This is a genomic window from Muricoccus pecuniae, assembly GCF_014199205.1.
GTDB classification, from domain to species: Bacteria; Pseudomonadota; Alphaproteobacteria; order Acetobacterales; family Acetobacteraceae; genus Roseomonas; species Roseomonas pecuniae.
This window is the reverse complement of record NZ_JACIJD010000013.1, coordinates 12,445-31,927: the sequence shown is the minus strand read 5'-3', so window position 1 is coordinate 31,927 and position 19,483 is coordinate 12,445. Positions and strand designations below refer to the sequence as shown.

The 19,483-nt window shown below is 73.6% G+C and carries 14 protein-coding genes; 5 read left to right on the top strand and 9 right to left on the bottom strand.

The window, feature by feature from the left end; all coding sequences use genetic code 11:
- Window positions 1–19 precede the first annotated feature (19 nt).
- Window positions 20–1,813: an ABC transporter transmembrane domain-containing protein gene (locus FHS87_RS14620; RefSeq protein ID WP_184519798.1), complete on the bottom strand. Its 1,794-nt coding sequence runs from the start codon at window positions 1,811–1,813 to the stop codon at window positions 20–22.
- Window positions 1,806–2,309 carry a metallophosphoesterase gene (locus FHS87_RS14615; RefSeq protein ID WP_184519795.1) on the bottom strand — a complete coding sequence of 168 codons (504 nt, stop codon included), beginning with the start codon at window positions 2,307–2,309 and terminating at the stop codon, window positions 1,806–1,808. Before FHS87_RS14615 ends, FHS87_RS14620 begins: the two co-directional genes overlap by 8 nt.
- Window positions 2,310–2,520: 211 nt before the next feature.
- On the opposite strand from FHS87_RS14615, the gene hydA reads away from it, so the two are divergent.
- A complete protein-coding gene (gene hydA, locus FHS87_RS14610; RefSeq protein ID WP_184519792.1) occupies window positions 2,521–3,924 on the top strand; it encodes a dihydropyrimidinase in 1,404 nt (467 codons plus the stop codon).
- Between the two features lie 60 nt (window positions 3,925–3,984).
- Entirely contained in the window at window positions 3,985–4,569 is a 585-nt protein-coding gene (locus FHS87_RS14605; RefSeq protein ID WP_184519789.1) for a histidine phosphatase family protein, read from the top strand.
- Window positions 4,570–4,650: 81 nt separating this feature from the next.
- Here the strand turns inward: FHS87_RS14605 and FHS87_RS14600 are convergent, their stop codons facing one another.
- The 7 genes from FHS87_RS14600 to FHS87_RS14570 form a co-directional block, all read right to left on the bottom strand.
- Entirely contained in the window at window positions 4,651–5,400 is a 750-nt protein-coding gene (locus tag FHS87_RS14600) for an aspartate/glutamate racemase family protein (RefSeq protein ID WP_184519786.1), read from the bottom strand.
- A 7-nt stretch (window positions 5,401–5,407) separates the two neighbouring features.
- On the bottom strand, window positions 5,408–6,697 hold the full coding sequence (locus tag FHS87_RS14595; protein ID WP_184519783.1) for an NAD(P)/FAD-dependent oxidoreductase: 1,290 nt from the start codon (window positions 6,695–6,697) through the stop codon (window positions 5,408–5,410).
- 7 nt (window positions 6,698–6,704) lie between these two features.
- Complete coding sequence (locus FHS87_RS14590; protein ID WP_184519780.1) at window positions 6,705–7,622, bottom strand: NAD(P)-dependent oxidoreductase; 918 nt, start codon at window positions 7,620–7,622, stop codon at window positions 6,705–6,707.
- Between the two features lie 123 nt (window positions 7,623–7,745).
- Complete coding sequence (locus FHS87_RS14585) at window positions 7,746–8,045, bottom strand: transcriptional regulator (RefSeq protein ID WP_184519778.1); 300 nt, start codon at window positions 8,043–8,045, stop codon at window positions 7,746–7,748.
- A gap of 84 nt (window positions 8,046–8,129) precedes the next feature.
- Complete coding sequence (locus FHS87_RS14580; protein WP_184519776.1) at window positions 8,130–8,438, bottom strand: hypothetical protein; 309 nt, start codon at window positions 8,436–8,438, stop codon at window positions 8,130–8,132.
- Window positions 8,439–8,600: 162 nt separating this feature from the next.
- Window positions 8,601–10,952 (bottom strand): response regulator, encoded by a 2,352-nt coding sequence (locus tag FHS87_RS14575; protein ID WP_184519775.1) that lies wholly within the window; start codon window positions 10,950–10,952, stop codon window positions 8,601–8,603.
- Window positions 10,953–11,399: 447 nt separating this feature from the next.
- On the bottom strand, window positions 11,400–12,011 hold the full coding sequence (locus tag FHS87_RS14570; protein ID WP_184519773.1) for a TetR/AcrR family transcriptional regulator: 612 nt from the start codon (window positions 12,009–12,011) through the stop codon (window positions 11,400–11,402).
- A 135-nt stretch (window positions 12,012–12,146) separates the two neighbouring features.
- Here FHS87_RS14570 and FHS87_RS14565 point away from each other — a divergent pair, with 135 nt between their 5' ends.
- The 3 genes from FHS87_RS14565 (at window position 12,147) to FHS87_RS14555 (ending at window position 19,469) form a co-directional block, all read left to right on the top strand.
- Window positions 12,147–13,754, top strand: coding sequence for a carboxyl transferase domain-containing protein (locus FHS87_RS14565; RefSeq protein ID WP_184519771.1), 1,608 nt, complete (start codon window positions 12,147–12,149; stop codon window positions 13,752–13,754).
- Window positions 13,755–13,759: 5 nt separating this feature from the next.
- Complete coding sequence (locus FHS87_RS14560) at window positions 13,760–15,730, top strand: acetyl/propionyl/methylcrotonyl-CoA carboxylase subunit alpha (protein WP_184519769.1); 1,971 nt, start codon at window positions 13,760–13,762, stop codon at window positions 15,728–15,730.
- 64 nt (window positions 15,731–15,794) lie between these two features.
- Window positions 15,795–19,469 carry a hydantoinase B/oxoprolinase family protein gene (locus FHS87_RS14555; RefSeq protein WP_184519767.1) on the top strand — a complete coding sequence of 1,225 codons (3,675 nt, stop codon included), beginning with the start codon at window positions 15,795–15,797 and terminating at the stop codon, window positions 19,467–19,469.
- The last annotated feature ends 14 nt before the right edge of the window (window positions 19,470–19,483 follow it).

The window sequence follows — 19,483 nt, the reverse complement described above, 5'->3', positions numbered from 1 at the left end:
GCGGGGGCCGCACGCTTCTTCACCCCGCCGCGAATTGCAGCCGCGCCAGCCGCGCGTAGAGGCCGCCCCCGGCCACCAGCGCGTCATGCGTGCCCTCGGCCACCACGCGCCCGGCCTCCATCACCAGGATGCGGTCCGCGCGGCGCACGGTGGCCAGACGGTGGGCGATGACGAGCACGGCCCGCCCGCGCGCGAGCCGGGCCAGCGCCGCCTGCACCGCCGCCTCGCTCTCCGCGTCCAGCGCGCTCGTCGCCTCGTCCAGCAGCAGGAGCGGGGGGTCGCGCAGCACGGCGCGGGCGATGGCGATCCGCTGGCGCTGCCCGCCGGAGAGGCGCACGCCCTTCTCGCCGAGGAAGGTGGCGTAGCCCCCCGGCAGCGCCTCGATGAAGCCCTCCGCATCGGCGGCGCGGGCGGCGGCGCGGATCTCGGCATCGCTCGCCTCCGGGCGGCCGTAGCGGATGTTGGCGGCCACATCAGCGCCGAAGATCACGGGGTCCTGCGGCACGAGGCCGATGCGCGCGCGGATCGCGGCGGGATCGGCCTCGCGGAGGTCCACCCCGTCCAGCAGCACGCGACCGGAATCGGGGTCGCGGAAGCGGAGCGCGAGCCCGAACAGCGTCGTCTTGCCCGCGCCCGAGGGGCCGACGAGCGCGACCGTCTCCCCCGGCTCCACCGCGAGCGAGACGCCGTCCAGCGCCGGTCGGTCCGGGCGGCTGGGATAGAGCAGCCGCACCCCCTCGAAGGCGAGGCGCCCGACGGGCCGGCCCGGCGCCGAGGCGGGAAGCGGGACGGGATTCGCGGGCGGGCGGATCTCCGGCACCACCGCCAGGAACTCCCCCACCCGCTCCGCCGCCCCCGCCGCGCGCTGCACCTCGCTCCACAGCTCGGAGAGGGAGGTGACGGAACTCGCCATCAGCACGGCGTAGAAGACGAAGGCCGACAGCTCGCCCCCCGTCAGCCGCCCCGAGAGCACGGCGTGCCCGCCCACCCAGAGGGCGAGGGTGATGGCGCCGAAGCCGAGCAGGATGATCGAGAGCAGCAGCGCCGCCCGCACCCGCACGCGGGCGAGGGAGGCGGCGACGCCCCCTTCCGCCGCCCCGATGAAGCGCGCGAGGTCGGCGGCCTCGTGCCCGTGGGCCTGGACGGTGCCGATGGCGTTCAGCGTCTCCTCCGCCTGGGCGCCGAGATCGGCCACGCGCTCCTGCGCCGCGCGGCTCAGCCGCCGCTCGCGCCGCCCGAAGACGACGAGCGGCAGCACGATCAGCGGCGTGACGGCGACGACGAGCAGGGTGAGCCGCGCGCTGGTGACGAAGAGCATCCCGAGCGCGCCGGCGGCGGTGACGAGCGAGCGCAGCCACTGCGACACGGCCGCGCCGACGAGGTTGCGCAGGATCTCCGTGTCGGCCGTCAGCAGGGTCAGCACGTCGCCCGTGCGGCGCCGCTCGTAATGGCTGGGCGGCAGGCGCAGCGCGTGGTCGAAGACGCGGCGGCGCAGCGCCGTCCCCACCCGCTCCCCCAGCCAGGAGACGAGGTAGAAGCGCAGCGCCGTGCTCAGCCCGAGCAGGACGACGAGGCCGAGGAGCAGCAGCGCGTGCCCGTCGAGGCTCGCCTCGCCGCCCGCGCCCGTGCCGGAGAAGCCCTCATCCACGATCCGGCGCAGGCCCTGGCCGAGCAGCAGCAGCACGCCCGCGGCGGTGCCCATCGCGGCCACCGCCGCGGCGACGCGCGGCAGGTGGGGCCGCAGCAGCGGCAGGACCAGCCGCAGCGCGGGGAGCCGCCCTGGACTCCCTCCCGGGCGCGGGACCTCAGCCATCGGCACCGCCCTTCGCCGGCCGCAGATCCGAGAGCCGGACGGGGCGGTAGCCGCGGGGGTCCACCCCCACATCGAACTGCCGGGGCAGCGGCTTCAGCCGCCCGTGGGAGTGTCCGTGCAGGTTCCAGGCCCCCTTGCCCTGCCCGTTCCAGCTCCTGAAGGGATAGTGGCAGAGCACGAGGGCGCGCCCCTCCCGCTCCAGCTCGGCATAGGGCTGCGAGCTGGCCCATCCCGGCAGGGCCCGGATCGCCGAGGGGTCGTTGTTGCCCCAGATCAGGTGCTTCACCCCGTGCAGCGCGGCCAGCAGCCCGGCAGGGTCGCGGTGGCCGACGGCGAAGTCGCCGAGATGCCAGACCTCGTCATCCGGCCCGACCGCCTCGTTCCAGGCCGCGACGAGGCCGGCATCCATCGCGGCGGTGGAGTCGTAGGGGCGGCGCAGCAGGGCGCGCAGGGCGCCGTGGCCGAAATGCGTGTCGGCGGTGAACCAGCTCGGCAATCGCGTGCTCCCCGCGCCCATTCCCGGCGCGCCCAGGCGCCCGGGGGCGTGTAGGACAGGGCAGCGCCCCGCGTCGATGCCCCGGGCGGTGCATCGGTCGATGCTCCGGTCGATGGTCCGGGCGGTACGAGGTGGTTGAGGGCGCGCCACCGGGCTGACGGGCCAGCCCTCCTCCCTTAACCTGCGCGCCGGGACGAGGGGGATTCTGGCGATGTACGACCTGGCCATCCGAGGCGGCACGGCCGTCCTGGGCGATGCGGTGGTGCGCTGCGACATCGGCGTCACGGGCGGGCGGATCGCCGCCATCGCCGAGCGCATCGAGGAGGCGCGGCGGGTGATCCGGGCGGACGGGCTGCTCGTCCTGCCCGGCGGCGTGGACACGCACTGCCATATCGAGGAGCCCTTCCCCGAGGGCGGCCACCAGGAGGAGAGCTGGGAGAGCGCCTCCCGCTCCGCCTTCGCCGGCGGCACCACCTCCGTCGTCGCCCACACGCCGCAGTTCAAGGGCGGCATGCTGCTCGACCAGCACCGCGCCGCCCGGGCCCGCGCCGCGCGCGCGATGATCGACCACGGCTTCCACCAGATCATCGCCGACCCGTCGGAGGCCGCGATGGCGCAGATTCCCGCCCTCGTCGCGGACGGCGTGGGCAGCCTCAAGGCCTTCATGACCTATGACGCCCTGCATCTCGACGATGCCGGCTTCCTCGCCGTGCTGCAGGCCGCGCGGCGGCACGGGCTGATGGTGCATGTTCACTGCGAGAACTACGACGCCATCAACCTCGCCACCCGCACGCTCATCGCGGCGGGCTGCACCGCGCCGAAATACCACGCCACCTCCCGCCCCCCCGTGGTGGAGCGCGAGGCGACGGGCCGCGCCATCGCGCTGGCCGAGCTGGTGGGCCAGCCCATCCAGGTCTTCCACGTCTCCTGCGCGGAGGTGGCGGAGGAGATCGCCCGCGCCCAGGCGCGCGGCGTGGCGGTGAAGGCCGAGACCTGCCCGCAATACGTGACGCTGACCGCCGAGGACATGGACCGCCCCGGCCCTGATGGATCGGGCTTCGAGGGCGCGAAGTTCATGTGCAGCCCCGCCCCCCGCACGGCGGCGGACCATGAGGGCGTCTGGGCCATGATCCGGCGCGGCGTGCTGGACGTCGTCACCTCGGACCATTGCGGCTTCTCCTACGAGGGCCCGCGGGGCAAGGCGAAGAACGGCCGCAACGCCGCCTTCGACGCCATCCCCAACGGCATTCCCGGCCTCGCCGCCCGCCTGCCCGTCATCTTCTCCGAGGGCGTGTCCAAGGGCCGCATCGACCTGCCGCGCTTCGTCCGGCTGGTGGCGGAGAACCCCGCGCGCATCGCCGGCCTCTATCCCCGCAAGGGCGTGATCGCGATCGGCAGCGACGCGGACCTCGTGCTCTGGGATGCCGGGCGGAGGGTCACGATCACCAACGCGCTGATGCAGCACGCCATCGACTACACGCCCTATGAGGGCATGGAGGTCACGGGCTGGCCCGCCGCCACGATCCGGCGCGGCGAGGTGGTGATGCAGGACGGCGTGGTGCTCGCCCAGCCCGGCACGGGCCAGTGGCTCCCGCGCGGTCCCGCAGTGGCGTGAGGGCGGCGGCCTGAGAGCGCCCTCACCCGCATCGCGGCCTTTGGCCCGGCCTGATGCGGCATGACGGTCGTTCACTTCATCACCCATCCGGAGGTCGTGATCGATCCCTCCGTCCCGGTGCCGGACTGGCCGCTCTCCGCCGAGGGAATCGGGCGCATGGCACGGGCGCTGGACAGGCCCTGGATGAGGGATCTGGGCGCCGTGTTCAGCAGCGCCGAGCGGAAGGCGATGGACGCCGCCCGGATGATCGCCGACCGGTTCGCCCTCCTCCCGACCGTCATGGAGGAGCTGGGAGAGAATGACCGCTCCGCGACCGGCTATCTTCCGAAGACGGAATTCGAGGCGGTCGCCGACGCCTTCTTCGCGCATCCGGAGAGGAGCGTGCGCGGGTGGGAGCGTGCGGCCGATGCCCAGCACAGGATCGTCTCCGCCGCGGAGCGGATCTTCGCCGCGGCGCCCGAAAAGGGCGACATCGCCGTCGTCTTCCACGGCGGGGTCGGGGCACTTCTCCTGTGCCATCTCAAGGGGGTGCCGATCAGCCGCGCCGAGGACCAGCCCGGTGCCGGCGGCGGCAACGTCTTCTCCGTCGATGCGGCCAGCCGCACCCTGCTCTCGGACTGGCGCCGCATCGAGGACCAGGGTTAGCCGCTTCCTGCCCCTCCCCTCAGCAAAGGGGGCACGGCCGCAGCCCGGGCCGCGCACCCCCGGGATGGCCGGGCGGCGTTCTCAGGCGAAGTCGCGCGGACGGAGCCCCGCGTGGAAATAGGTGATCATGGAGTAGATGTCGAAGACCGGCCGCCCCGTCGCGCGCTGCACGGCGGCGGCGTAGGGCGGCATGTTCGTGCACTCCAGCACGATGGCGCCCACCTCCGGGTGCCGCGCCACCAGCCGCTCCGCGGCCTCGACCACGTCGCGCTCGGCGAGGTCGATGTCCATCTCCTCCTTCTCCGCGCGGATGAGCACGCGGAAGAACTCGCGCCCGCTCTCCGTCCCCTCGACCGGGATGTCGGGCGGCACGCCCACCGCCTCCAGGTGGCGCGGCGTGAGGGAGGAGCCGGAGACGGTGACGAGGCCGACGCGCCTGCCCGGCGGCAGCATCGCCTGCACCCAGGGCACCTGCATGAGGCTGCTCGTCGCGACGGGCACGCCGACATGCGCGGCGATCTCCCGCTGGAAGAGGGAGAGGAAGCCGCAATTGGTGGTGATCGCCTCGGCGCCCTGCGTGACGAGGTCGGAGGCACCCTCCAGGAAGGCGTCCAGCAGCCCGCGCGCGCCCTCCAGCACCACCCTCTCCGGGCTCGCCCCGCGGACGAGGCGGTAGAGCACGGGGAAGGGCCAGGTGGTGCCGTTGCCCATGTCGCCATGGATGCGGGGGAAGCGCGCCTCCAGCATGAGGATGCCCAGGGGGGCGCCGTAGAGCGCCTTGCCCCCGCGGGCAATGCCGCGGCGCGGGCCGTTGGCAGGAATGGCGGTCATGCGCGCCTCACAAGAGGGGTTTGCGGAAGCGGGTGGGGGAGAAGGGGGCGATGTCGATCTCCGGCGCCCGGCCGGAGAGGAGCTGCGCCACCACCCGCCCCGTGCGCGGCCCCGCCACCAGCCCGACATGGCCGTGGCCGAAGGCGTGGATCACCTCGGGGCAGCGGCTGGAAGGGCCGAGGCAGGGCATGCCGTCCGGCGTGCTGGGCCGGTGGCCGAGCCAGGTGGTGATCCGGTCCTCGGGGAAGGGGTTGGGCAGGCCGGGGAAGGCGCGCAGCAGGTGGTCGCGCAGCACCTCGGCGCGGCGCCAGTTCGGGGCGCCCTCCAGCCCCGCGATCTCCACCTGCCCCGCGGCGCGCAGCCCGTCCGCCATGGGGTTCACGATCATCTTCGCCGCGCCGAGGCTGATGGAGTGGCGCGGCCCGCGCTCCGCCCCGCGGAGCATGACGTGGTAGCCGCGCTCCGTCTCCAGCGGCACGCGGTCCCCGAGCCCCGCCGCCAGCGGGGCGGAGCGGGCGCCGCAGCAGATCACGGCGGCGTCGCAGTCCAGCACCGTGCCGTCCGACAGCGCGACGCCGGTGAGCGACCGCCCCTCCAGCCGGAAGCCCGTGGCCGCCACCTTGCGCAGCGCCGCGCCCTCCCGCACGGCATGGGCGGCGAGCGCGGCGATGTAGCGGCCGGGGGAGAGGCAGCGGCCCGCCTCCTCCGTCAGCACGGCGAAGCGGTAGGCGGGGTCGAGATCGGGCTCGGCGGCGCGCAGGGCCCTCTCCTCGATCTCGGTCCAGGAGATCCCGACCTCCCGCCGGAGGCGCCAGCCCATCCCTTCCGCCTCGAAGCCGGCGCGGGAGTGCCAGGCGTTCATGAGCCCCTTGTGCTCGATCAGCTCCGGCACCCCGGCCTCCCGCGCCAGCGACGCGTGCAGCACGGGCGAGTCCTTCAGCAGCGGGCGCAGGGAATGGGCGATGCGGCGCAGCCTCTCCTCGCTCGATCCCGCGGCGATGTAGCGCAGCAGCCAGGGTGCCGCCTTCGGCAGGTAGCGCCAGCGCAGCGCGAGCGGCCCCAGGGGGTCGCGCAGGAAGCCCGGCACCTGCCGCCACAGCCCCGGCGCGCTCGGCGGCAGCACGGAGTGGGAGGAGAGCCAGCCCGCATTGCCGAAGCTCGCGGCCTGCGGCCCGCCGGGCTCGCCCGGTTCCAGGACCGTGACGCGATGGCCGGCGCGCAGCAGCTCCACCGCGCTCGCCGCGCCCTCGATTCCCGCGCCGATGACGGCGACGTGCCGGAGCATGGGTTCGGGCATGGGGGGCTCAGCCCCCGCGCGCGATGCGGCGGCAGTGCTCCAGCGCGGCCTCGATGAGGTTGTCGCTCGCCTCGGGCGTGCGGAAGGCGGAGTGGGCGGCGAGCGTCGCGCGCTCGACCTTCGAGAGAGGGTGCCCCGGCGGCAGCGGCTCCTCCGAATAGACGTCAAGCGCAATATGGCCGATCGCCCCGCTCTCGGCCGCGCGCGCGAGCGCCGCCTCGTCCGTGATGGCGCCGCGCGCGGTGTTCACGAAGATCGCGCCGGGCCGCATCCTCGCGATGCGCTCGGCGGAGAGGAAGCCGCGCGTCTCGTCACTCAGCAGGAGATGGAGCGAGACGACGTGGCTCTCGGCGAGGAGCGTGTCGAGATCGACGAACTCCACGCCCGGCGCCTCGCGCGGCGTGCGGTTCCAGGCGATCACGCGCATGCCCGCGCCGTTGCACAGCCGCGCCATCTCCGCGCCGATGCCGCCGAAGCCGATCAGCCCGACCGTCTTGCGCGTCAGCTCCACGCCATCGGTCCGGCGCCACTCGCCGGCGCGGATGCCGCGGTCCATGAAGGCGAGGCCCTTGGCCGCGGCCCACATGAGGGCGAAGGCCATCTCCGCCACCGCCGTGTCGCCATAGCCCTTGATGATGTGGACCCGGATGCCGCACTCGGCCTCCAGCTCCTCGGGGTTCATGTAGCTGCGCGCCCCCGTGCCGAGGAAGACGACGTGGCGCAGCGCCTCGCAGCGCTTCGCGATCGCGGTCGGCAGGTGGGTGTGGTCGATGATGGCGATCTCGTGCCCGGCGAGCAGGGCAGGCAGCTCGTCGGAGGTGATGTCGGGCTGGCGGTTCACCGTCACAGCCATGTCGGCGGGGCGGCGCAGCCGCTCCATCACATCCGCCAGGGCGCCCCCGGCATCCACGAAACAGGCGCGCACGGAACCTCCTCAGGTCAGGCCGGGCGGCCGCCACGCCCTTACGCGGGCGCGGCGGGGTCAGGAGGCTGGCCCTCCCCCGGCGCGCGGGAGTCTAGGCCCCCTCCCCCGGGGGTCAACCGCCCCTCAGTGGCTGCGGCTCTCCCGCAGGCGCACGCCCGGCACGCCACCCTGGTCGGCGAGGAACTCGATCCCGGCCTCCTCCAGCGCGCCCCGCACCGCGTCGAGGATGGTGGGGTGGGAGCGGAAAATCCCGGCCTCCAGGTTCCAGACATTCACCCGGGAGCAGAGGGCGCGGTCCGCGAGCTGCTGGTCGGTCCAGCCCAGGATGATCCGCGCCCGGCGGCACTGCTCCGCCGTCAGGCGCCCCTGGGCACGGGGGAGCGCGCCGGGCGGCCGGGCGGTCTTGCCGAGGGCGATGGACATGGAGGGCTCGTGCTGCCGGTTTGGGAGAGACAACAACTTAAAGTTGTATTTACGGCCGCGCAAGATGTTTCGCCCGACGAACCGTCAGCGCGCGGGCGCGGCCTTGCGCGCCGGGCGGGCGGCCCGCTTCCCCCTGCCCTGCCGCGGCGCCTTCTCCTCCTTCTCGCCGCCCGAGCCGATCCCGCGGCTGAGCGCGATGCGGTCCAGCAGCTCGGCCGCGTGATGCCCGGCCAGGGCGAGGGACGGCGCGCCGCCCGCCGCCCCGACCATGTCCGAGGCAGCATCCGATCCCTTGGCGATGAAGACGAGCAGCGCGGCGACCTCCCGCAGATCCTCCGGCGGCAGCCGTGCGGCCATCACCGCGACCATCGCCTCCAGGATCCGGATCCGCATGGCGGTGCCCTCATCCGGCCGGGCGGGGCCTCCCCGGCCCGAGCAGCTGGACATCGCTTCTTCCCTTCCTGCGGATTTCTCTATCTGCGGTTGCGGCCGCCGGGCCGGCAAGCGGTTTGCGCCGGCACCGACACTTCCTGGCACTGCCTGACATGCCGCCCGTCACGGCATGCGCTCCGCCCGCCCGGGGGCCGCGCCGAGCAGCGCCTCCACCTGGTCGGCGAGTTGGGTGCCCGTCACGGGCTTGCGCATGAGGGCGAAGGGGCCGCTCACCGCCGCGCCGACCGCGAGCGCGGCCGCATCCCCGGCATAGCCGGTGACGAGGATGGCGGGCAGGCCGGGCCGGGCCTTCTGCGCCTCGCGGATGAGGGCCACGCCGTCCATGCCCGGCATGGCCAGGTCCGTCACGAGGATATCGACCCGCCCCGCCTCGCCCAGCCGGCCGAGCGCCGCCTCCCCGTCCGGGAACTCCTCCACCGCGAAACCCGCATCGGCGAGCTGGGTGACGAGCACGTCGCGCACGATGGGGTCATCGTCCACCAGCATCACGCGGTGGCGCGGGCCGGAGCCGTCCCACAGGGCAGGCCCCTGATGCACCGGCGCGGCCCCGTCCGCCTCCGCCTCGCCCCCCGTCACGGGCAGCCAGAGCGACACCCGCGTGCCCTCCCCCGGCGCGCTGGCGATGGCGAGCGCCCCGCCCGAGCCCTGGGCGAAGCTCCGCGCCATGGCGAGGCCGAGACCGGTGCCCTGGCCGAGCGGCTTGGTGGTGAAGAAGGGCTCGGCGGCGCGGGCCAGGGTCGCCGCATCCATGCCCTCCCCCGTGTCCATCACGGTGATGCGGACATAGTGGCCGGGCGCGAGGCCCTTCACCTCGCAAGCCCCCTCCACCTTCTGCGCGTCGGCCAGGAGGGTGAGGGCGCCGCCCGCGGGCATGGCGTCCCGCGCGTTGGTGGCGAGGTTCACCAGCACCGTCTCGAGCTGGCCGCGGTCCACGAGGACGGGCGGCAGGCCGGGCGCCGACTCCACCCGCACCCGGATGCGCGAGCCGAGCGTGGCGGAGAGAACCTCCTGAAGCCCTTCCAGCAGGACGGCGATCTCCAGCACCCCCGCCCGCAGCTCCTCCCGCCGGGAGAAGGCGAGGAGGCGGCGGGTGACGGACTCGCCGCGCCGGGCCGCGTCCTCCACCATGCCGGTCAGGCGCCCGATCGCCTCCGGGTCGCCCGAGCGGCGGCGGATGAGGCTGACGCCGCCCAGCACCGCCTGCAGCACGTTGTTGAAGTCGTGCGCGATGCCCCCGGCGAGCTGGCCCACGGCCTGCACCTTCTGCGCCTGGAGCAGCGCGGCCTCGGTGTTCTGGCGCTCGGCGATCTCGGCCTGCAGCCGGGAATTGGAGTGGACCAACTCCGCCGTGCGCGCGGCGACGCGCACCTCCAGCGCATCGGTGTAGCCGCGAAGCTCCTCCTCGCGCTGGCGCAGCACGCAGGCCATGGCGTTCCAGGCCGCGGCGAGCTGGCCGAACTCGGAACGCCGGTCCCATCCCGGCGCGCGGGCGGAGAGGTCGCCGCTGCGCCAGCGCCGGGCGACGGCGAGAAGGGCGTTGGTCGGGCGGGTGATGAAGCGCCGCGCGGCGAGAAGCGTGAGGGCGAAGACGATGACGGTGACGCCCGTGAGCAGCAGCACCCCGCGCAGCAGCGCGCGCTCGATGTCGCCCATCAGCTCCGCCTCGTCGAAGCCGACCATGGTGGAGAGGTGGATGTTCGCCGGGGTGGGCGGCGTGTAGCCGACGAGGCGCCGCGCGCCGTCGATGCTCCGCAGCCGCAGCGTGCCGGGCTGGGTGGCGCGCATCGCCTCCATCGCGGCCGGCGGGAAGGACTTGCCCACGAACTCCGCGTGCCGCACGTCGCGCCCGAGGATGACGCCCCGGTCGTCGGAGACGGTGAGCACGCCGCCGGCCATGAAGGGCGAGCCCGCGCGCTTGAGGTGGCGCAGCTGCCATTCCAGCCAGTCCAGGTCGAGCGCGGCGACGAGCACCCGCCCCTCCTGCCCCGGCTGGTCGGCCAGGCGCATGTAGAAGGGCAGCACGCCGCCGGGATAGCCTTCGGGACGCGTGAAGTGCCCGGCGGTGAAGGAGAGGGCCCGCTGCGCGCTCCTTACCCACTCCCCGTCCCTCTGCCACTCCAGCGCGGGGTCGGAGGCGCAGGTCACCCCGTCCGGGCTGGTGAGCGCGATGAAGGCAAAGCCCGCCGCGTGCTCGCGCAGGCTCGCCAGCCGGCGGCCGCAGCCCTCGGCGGGAAGTGGCCCCGGATTCAACTCCGCTGCGGCGCCGAGCAGGATGCGCGCGCTGTTGGCGATGTTGTCCACCGTGCCGGCCAGCAGCTCCGCCTGATGCACGGCGAGGTCGTCGAGCTGCGCCTTGCGCTCGGCCCACTGGCTCCAGCTCACGGCGACCTGGAGCACGAGGGTCGGCACGAGGCAGGCGGCGATGATCAGCAGCAGGCGCGTGGAGACCCGCATGCCTGCCCCGGTGCGCCACCAGCGGCTGAACGGCCGCGGATGCGGACCGGGCGAGGCCTGGCGCTTGGCATCCGGAACCGGAACACTCTGATGCATCGCTGCCCAGCCGCTCCTGACCAATTCCGTTGACGGCTCGTGAGGCGGGCACCCGGCTCACATCTCCGCGAGCCCAGGTCTAGAGAAGCGGGTCCCGGCTGTCACGAAGACTATGGGGCCGGTCCCGGCCGGCGGTATGACAATACGGGTGTCCTAATCCAGCCCTGGGGTTTCAGGGGCGACGACCGGGGAAGGCCTGTTTTCCTTGCCTTTCCTTACACATTCTCGCGAGTGGGGAGTGGGGCGAGGCCTTGGTGAGGGCTTCGCCAGCCCAGGGAACGGCGGCGCAGATCGCGACTTTGTGATACTAGGCTTCTGTTTTGTTGTAAGAAATCGCGCGCGACCTGTTCTTCACTCCTCGCCCCCCTCCGCATACCCGCAGCTCCGCAGCACCATTGCCGCATGGATCGCGGCGACCTGCGCGCGGGAGAGGCGCCCGTCCGGGCGGTACCAGGTACAGGTTCCCGTGAGCATCGCCAGGATCGCATAGGCCGCGACGCGGCTGTCGGGGATGCGGAACGCGCCCTCCTCCACCCCCTGCTCCAGCAAGGCCACGAGCATCGCCTCATAGGCACGGCGCTGCGCGACGATGCGCTCATAGCCGGGCGGCTCCAGCGCGCGCAGCTCGAAGTTCGCGACGAAGACCTCCGCCTTGCGCCCGAGATGATAGGCGACGTGGTGCAGCACGAAGGCGCGCAGCCGCGCGGGCGCCCTGGGCGGGGCCTCTTCCAGCGCGGCCGTGGCGGAGGCGAGCAGCGCCGCCATGTGCTCGTGGATGAGGTCGAAGAGCAGTTCCTGCTTCGAGCCGATATGGTTGTAGAGGGAGGCCGGCCGGATCCCCACCTCCGCGGCGAGCTCGCGCAGCCCCATCGCCTCGTAGCCCCGGCGGTGGATCAGCCGCAGGCCCGCGCGCCGGATCGCGGCGGCGGTGCGCGCACCGTCCGAGCCGGCGATCCGTCCCATGCCCCGCGCCCTCCATTCCGTGCTTGACAGGGGAGATCGCGCCCCTGTCTCCTGTCAAGAATAAACGAACGAACGGCAGTTTACGGGCACACCGCCCGCGCTGCTTGACGGGCCACCGCCCGTGGGAGGGAGAGGATGAGCGTTCTCGGCACGGCCCATGACCCCCGCTCGCCCGAGGCCGCGGAGAACGCGGCGGCGATGCGCGGCCTCGTGGCCGATCTCCGCGCCCTGGCGGACCGCGTGCGGGGGGGCGGCGGGGAAGCAGCGCGAAAGAAGCACCTCTCCCGGGGCAAGCTCCTCCCGCGGGACCGCATCCGCGCGCTGATCGACCCTGCCTCGCCCTTCCTCGAGATCGGGCAGCTCGCCGCGACGGGGCTCTACAAGGACGAGGTGCCCTCGGCCGGCATCATCACCGGCATCGGCCGCGTCAGCGGGCGCGAATGCATGATCGTGGCCAACGACGCCACGGTGAAGGGCGGCACCTATTTCCCGCTCACGGTGAAGAAGCACCTGCGCGCGCAGGAGATCGCCGCGCAGAACCGGCTGCCCTGCCTCTACCTCGTGGATTCCGGCGGCGCGAACCTTCCGGAGCAGGACGAGGTCTTCCCCGACCGCGACCATTTCGGCCGCATCTTCTTCAACCAGGCGAACATGTCGGCCCAGGGCATCCCGCAGGTCGCGGTGGTGATGGGCTCCTGCACCGCCGGCGGCGCCTATGTGCCCGCCATGTGCGACGAGAGCATCATCGTGCGCGAGCAGGGCACGATCTTCCTCGCCGGCCCGCCGCTGGTGAAGGCGGCAACCGGCGAGGTCGTCACGGCCGAGGAGCTCGGCGGCGGGGACCTGCACAGCCGCACCTCCGGCGTGACCGACCACCTGGCCGAGAGCGACGCGCACGCGCTCGGCATCGCGCGGCGCATCGTCGCCGGGCTGAACACGGTCAAGCGCCCGCCCCTCGCGCTGCGCGAGCCGCGCCCGCCCCTCTACGCGCCGGAGGAGATATACAGCGTCGTCCCCACCAGCCTCCGCACGCCCTACGACGTGCGGGAGGTGATCGCGCGTATCGTGGACGGCAGCGAGCTGGACGAGTTCAAGCGCCTCTACGGCCCCACCCTCGTCTGCGGCTTCGCGCATATCTGGGGAATGCCCGTCGGCATCGTCGCCAACAACGGCATCCTGTTCAGCGAGAGCGCGCAGAAGGGCGCGCATTTCATCGAGCTCTGCGCCCAGCGCGGCATCCCGCTCGTCTTCCTACAGAACATCGCGGGCTTCATGGTGGGCAGGAAGTACGAGGCGGGCGGGATCGCCAAGGACGGGGCGAAGATGGTCACGGCGGTCGCCACCGCGCAGGTGCCCAAGCTCACCGTCGTCATCGGCGGCAGCTTCGGCGCCGGCAACTACGGCATGTGCGGCCGCGCTTACTCCCCGCGCTTCCTCTGGATGTGGCCGAACGCGCGGATCAGCGTGATGGGCGGCGAGCAGGCGGCCTCGGTGCTGGCCACCGTCAGGCGCGACGGGATTGAGGGGCGCGGCGGGTCCTGGTCCGCCGGGGAGGAGGAGTCCTTCAAGGCGCCGATCCGCGAGCAGTACGAGCGCCAGGGCCACCCGACCTACGCCTCGGCACGCCTCTGGGACGACGGGGTGATCGACCCCGCCGAGACACGCCGCGTCCTCGCCCTCTCCCTCTCGGCCAGCCTCAACGCGCCGATCGCCGAGACGCGCTTCGGCCTGTTCCGGATGTAACGCCGATGTTCACGAAGATCCTCATCGCCAATCGCGGCGAGATCGCCTGCCGCGTCATCGCCACCGCGCGCCGCATGGGCATCGCGACGGTGGCCGTCTTCTCCGAGGCGGATGCGCGCGCGCGGCATGTCCAACTGGCCGACGAGGCCTGGCCCGTCGGCCCCGCCCCCGCGCGGGAGAGCTATCTCCGGATCGAGCGCATCATCGAGGCCGCGCGCCGCTCGGGCGCGCAGGCGATCCATCCCGGCTACGGCTTCCTCTCCGAGAACGCCGAGTTCGCCGCGGCCTGCGCGGAGGCCGGCATCGCCTTCATCGGCCCGCCGGTGGAGGCGATCCGCGCCATGGGATCGAAGGCGGCCTCCAAGGCGCTGATGGAGGCGGCCGGCGTGCCGCTCGTGCCCGGCTATCACGGGGAGGACCAGGACCCCGGGCTGCTGGCGGCCGAGGCGGCGCGCATCGGCTTCCCCGTGCTGGTCAAGGCCTCGGCGGGCGGCGGCGGCAAGGGCATGCGCGTGGTGGAGCGCGCGGAGGATTTCGCGGAGGCCCTGGCCGGCGCCGCGCGCGAGGCCGCCTCCTCCTTCGGCGATGCGCGCGTGCTGATCGAGAAGTATCTCCAGCGCCCGCGCCACATCGAGATCCAGGTCTTCGCCGACAGCCACGGCAACACCGTCTCGCTCTTCGAGCGCGACTGCTCCGTCCAGCGCCGGCACCAGAAGGTGCTGGAGGAGGCGCCCGCCCCCGGCATGGACCCCGCCCGCCGCGCCGCCATGGGCCGCGCCGCCTGCGACGCCGCCCGCGCCGTCGGCTATGTCGGCGCCGGCACGGTGGAGTTCATCTCCGAAGACGGCGACTTCTACTTCATGGAGATGAACACGCGCCTCCAGGTGGAGCATCCCGTGACGGAAATGGTCACGGGCCTCGACCTCGTTGAATGGCAGCTCCGCGTCGCCGCCGGCGAGCCCCTGCCGCTGCGGGAGGAGGAGCTGCGCCTGAGTGGCCACGCGATCGAGGCGCGGATCTATGCCGAGGACCCCGCGCGCGACTTCCTCCCCTCCACCGGCACGCTGCACCACCTCCGCCAGCCGCGCGAGACGCCGGATGTGCGGGTGGATACGGGCGTGCGGGCGGGGGACGCCATCACCCCCTATTACGACCCGATGATCGCCAAGCTCATCTGCCGGGGCGCGGACCGCCCGGCGGCGCTGCACCGGCTCCGCGCCGCGCTGGCGGAGTACGAGGTGATGGGGGTGCGGACGAATCTTGGCCTGCTGCGGGCCGTGGCCGCGCATCCCGACTTCGCCGCCGGCCGCTTCGACACGGGCTTCATCGCCCGCCACCCCGAGGTGATGACCGAGGCGGCGCCCTCGGCTGAGGAGCGGGGCACCGTCCTCGCCGCCGCGGCCATGGCGCTGCTGCGGGCGGAGGGGGTTCCGGCCGATCCCTGGTCCTTGCGGGATGCCTGGCGCCTGAACGGCGATCCCTGGCAGGAGCTGCACCTCTCGCTGGACGGGGAGGAAGTGGTGCTGCGCGCCCACGCCTTGCCGGAGGGCACGTGGCGGCTGGACCTGCCGGGCGGCTGGAGCCCCGTGGCGGGCGCCGAGCCGGACGGCGAGGCCCTGCGCCTGCGGCTCGACGGGGTGGAGCGCCGCGTGACGGTGCTGCGGCTGGAGGGCGCGATCGGCGTCGCCCATGCCGGGCGCACCCACACCGTCCTCGTGACCGACCCCCTGGCGCCCCCGGGCGGCACCGAGGCCGGGAGCGAGCGCGTGGTCGCCCCCATCCCCGCGCGGGTGGTGCGCGTGCTCGTCTCCGAGGGGGATGCCGTGGCGAAGGGTGCGCCCCTGCTGGTGCTGGAGGCGATGAAGACGGAGCTCACCCTCCGCGCGCCCGCGGACGGAAGGGTGGAGAGCCTGCGCGCGGCGGTGGGGGAGATGGTGGAGGAGGGCGCGCAGCTCGTCACCTTCGCGGCGGAGTAGCGCCCCCTCCCCGGCGCGCCGAATCCGCTCTAAGGGATTGATGCGCCGCAGCAGGGGATTCCGCATGTCCGCCACCGCCCGATCCCCCTCCCGAGGCGCCTGGGACTTCTGGGTGGACCGCGGCGGCACCTTCACCGACGTGATCGGCCGCGACCCCGAGGGGCGGCTGCACGCGCGCAAAGTGCTGTCGGAGAATCCCGGCGCCTATCGCGACGCCGCCGTGCAGGGCATCCGCCTGCATCTCGGCCTCGCGCGCGGCGCCCCCATCCCCACCGGCACAGTGGGCGAGGTGCGGATGGGCACGACGGTCGCCACCAACGCCCTGCTGGAGCGCAAGGGCGAGCGCACGGCGCTGGTCACCACATCAGGCTTCCGCGACGCGCTGGCCATCGGCCACCAGGCCCGGCGCGACATCTTCGCCCGCCGCGTGGTGAAGCCCGAGCTTCTCTACGCCCGCGTAGAGGAGATCGGCGAGCGCGTGCGCGCCGACGGCACGGTGGAATCCGCGCTCGACGAGGCGGAGTTGCGCGCGGTGCTGGAGGCGCTGCGCGAGGACGGGTTCCGCTCCGTCGCGATTGTCTTCCTCCATTCCTGGAAGCACCCGGCGCATGAGGCGCGCGCCGCCGCCATGGCGCGCGGGATGGGCTTCGCCCAGGTCTCGGCCAGCCACGAGGTCGGGCCGCTGATCAAGCTCGTCGGGCGCGGCGACACCACGGTGGTGGACGCCTATCTCTCCCCCGTGCTGCGCCGCTACGTCGCGCAGGTGGAGGAGGAGCTGGACGTGGCCCGCACCGGCGCGCGGGTGATGTTCATGACCTCCGCCGGCGGGCTGACCGCCGCCTCCCTCTTCCAGGGGCGCGACGCCATCCTCTCCGGCCCCGCGGGCGGCGTCGTGGCGCTGGCGCGCACGGGCGCGGAGGCGGGCTTCGAAAAGGTCATCGGCTTCGACATGGGCGGCACCTCCACCGATGTCGCGCATTACGCCGGGCAGTTTGAGCGTGCGCTGGAAACCGAGGTCGCGGGCGTGCGGATGCGCGCGCCGATGATGCTGATCCACACCGTTGCCGCCGGCGGCGGCAGCATCGTGCAGTACCGCGACGGGCGCCTGCGCGTGGGGCCGGAGAGCGCGGGCGCGGATCCCGGCCCGGCCTGCTACCGCCGCGGCGGCCCGCTCACCGTCACCGACTGCAACGTGATGACGGGCAAGCTGCTGCCCGATTTCTTCCCCGCCATCTTCGGCCCCGGTGGAGACCAGCCGCTGGACGCGGAGGCCGTGCGCGGGAAGTTCGCGGCGCTGGCCGCCGAGCTCGGCGGGGATCGCACGCCGGAATCGGTCGCGGACGGCGCGCTGCGCATCGCCGTCGCCGGCATGGCGGAGGCGATCAAGACGATCTCCGTCCAGCGCGGCTACGACGTCACCAAATACGTGCTGAACGCCTTCGGCGGCGCCTCCGGCCAGCATGCCTGCCTCGTCGCGGACGCGCTGGCGATGACGCGCGTGCTGATCCACCCCTTCTCCGGCCTGCTCTCGGCCTATGGCATGGGGCTGGCTGATATCCGCGCCGTGCGCCAGCGCACGCTCGACCGGCCGCTGGAGGACGGGGCGCTCCCGGGCATCCTCCCCGCCCTGCAGGGCCTGGCGGGGGAGGCGCGGGCCGAGGTGCTGTCCCAGGGCGTGGGGGCGGAGGCGCTGACCACGCGCATCGCCCTGCTGCTGCGCTATGCCGGCACGGACACGCCGCTGGAGGTCCCCGCCCTCGACCTCGCCGGGGAGGCGGAGGTCTCCGCCGCGACCCTGGCCGCCGGCGCCCTGCGCGAGGCCTTCGAGGCCGCGCATCTCGCCCGCTTCGGCTTCACCGATCCCTCCCGCGCCGTGGTGATCGAGGCCGCGCTGGCCGAGGCCGCGGGGGGCGGCGCCGCATCCGCCCCGCCCAGCCGCGCGGAGGGCACCGCCGCCGCCGAGCCGCTCCGCACCACACGACTCTTCTCGGGCGGCGAATGGCACGAGGCGGTGGTGTACCGCCGCGAGGCGCTGCGCGCGGGGCAGCCCGTCGCCGGCCCCGCGCTCGTCATCGAGCCGAACCAGACGGTGGTGGTGGAGCCCGGCTGGTCCGTGGTGCTGACGGAGGCGGACCACCTCGTGCTCGACCGCACCCGGCCCCTCGCCCGCACCGCCGCGCTCGGCACCGAGGCCGATCCGGTGATGCTGGAGATCTTCAACAACCTCTTCCGCTCCATCGCCGAGCAGATGGGCGTCGCGCTGCAGAACACGGCGAGCAGCGTGAACATCAAGGAGCGGCTGGACTTCTCCTGCGCGGTGTTCGACGCGAAGGGCGGCCTCGTCTCCAACGCGCCGCACATCCCCGTGCATCTGGGCTCGATGGACGGCAGCGTGGAGAGCGTGGCGCGCGCCAACCCGAACCCGCGCCCGGGCGATGTCTGGGCGATCAACGCGCCCTATAACGGCGGCACGCATCTGCCTGACATCACCGTCTGCACGCCCGTCTTCGGGGAGGACGGCGCGCTCATCTTCTGGGTCGCCTCGCGCGGCCACCACGCCGATATCGGCGGCACCGCGCCCGGCTCCATGTCGCCGGACGCGACGACGATCGAGCAGGAGGGCGTCTATATCGACAACCTCCACCTCGTGAAGGAGGGGCGATTCCAGGAGGAGGAGGCGCTCGCGCTGCTGACGGGCGCGAAGTATCCCGCGCGCAACCCGGCCCAGAACATCGCGGACCTCAAGGCGCAGGTCGCGGCCAATGCGCGCGGCGCGGCGGAGCTGCTGCGCGCGGTGCGCGGCTTCGGCGCGGATGTCGTGCACGCCTACATGGCGCATGTGCAGGACAACGCCGCCGAGAGCGTGCGCCGCGCGCTCGACCGGCTGCCGCCCGAGGCCTCCTTCACCTACCCCATGGATTCCGGCCGCCGCGTGCAGGTGCGGATCACGGTGGACCACGCCGCGCGCGAGGCGGTGGTGGACTTCACCGGCACCTCGCCCCAGCAGCCCGACAACTTCAACGCGCCGCGCCCCGTGACGCGCGCGGCCGTGCTCTACGCCTTCCGCCTGCTGGTGGATTCCGACATCCCGATGAATGCGGGCTGCCTGCGCCCGATCCGCATCGTGGTGCCGGAAGCCTCCATGCTCTCGCCGCAATGGCCGGCCGCCGTGGTGGCGGGAAATGTGGAGGTGTCGCAGGCCGTCACCTCCGCGCTGCTGGCCGCCGTCGGCACGCTCGCGCCGGCGCAGAGCACGATGAACAATCTCACCTTCGGCAACGCGACCTACCAGTACTACGAGACGATCTGCTCCGGCGCCCCCGCCGGCGAGGGCTTCGACGGCGCGCCCGGCGTGCAGACCCACATGACCAATTCGCGCCTGACCGACCCGGAGATCCTGGAGACGCGCTTCCCCGTGGTGCTGGAGGAGTTCGCCATCCGCGAGGGCTCCGGCGGGCGCGGCAAGTGGCGCGCGGGGGACGGCACGCGCCGCACGATCCGCTTCCTGGAGGAAATGGAGGTCGCCATCCTCGCCGGCCATCGCGAGGTGCCGCCCCCCGGCCTCCTGGGCGGGGAGCCGGGCGAGCGCGGGCGGAACCTCGTCCGCCGGCTGGACGGCACGGTGGAGACCCTGCCAGGCTGCGCCCGCTCCGCCCTGCGCGCGGGAGAGGCGGTGACGATCGTCACCCCGACCGGCGGCGGCTACGGGCCGGCCGCGGAGCGAGGGGAGGGGGGCTGAGGCGGCCGGGAGCG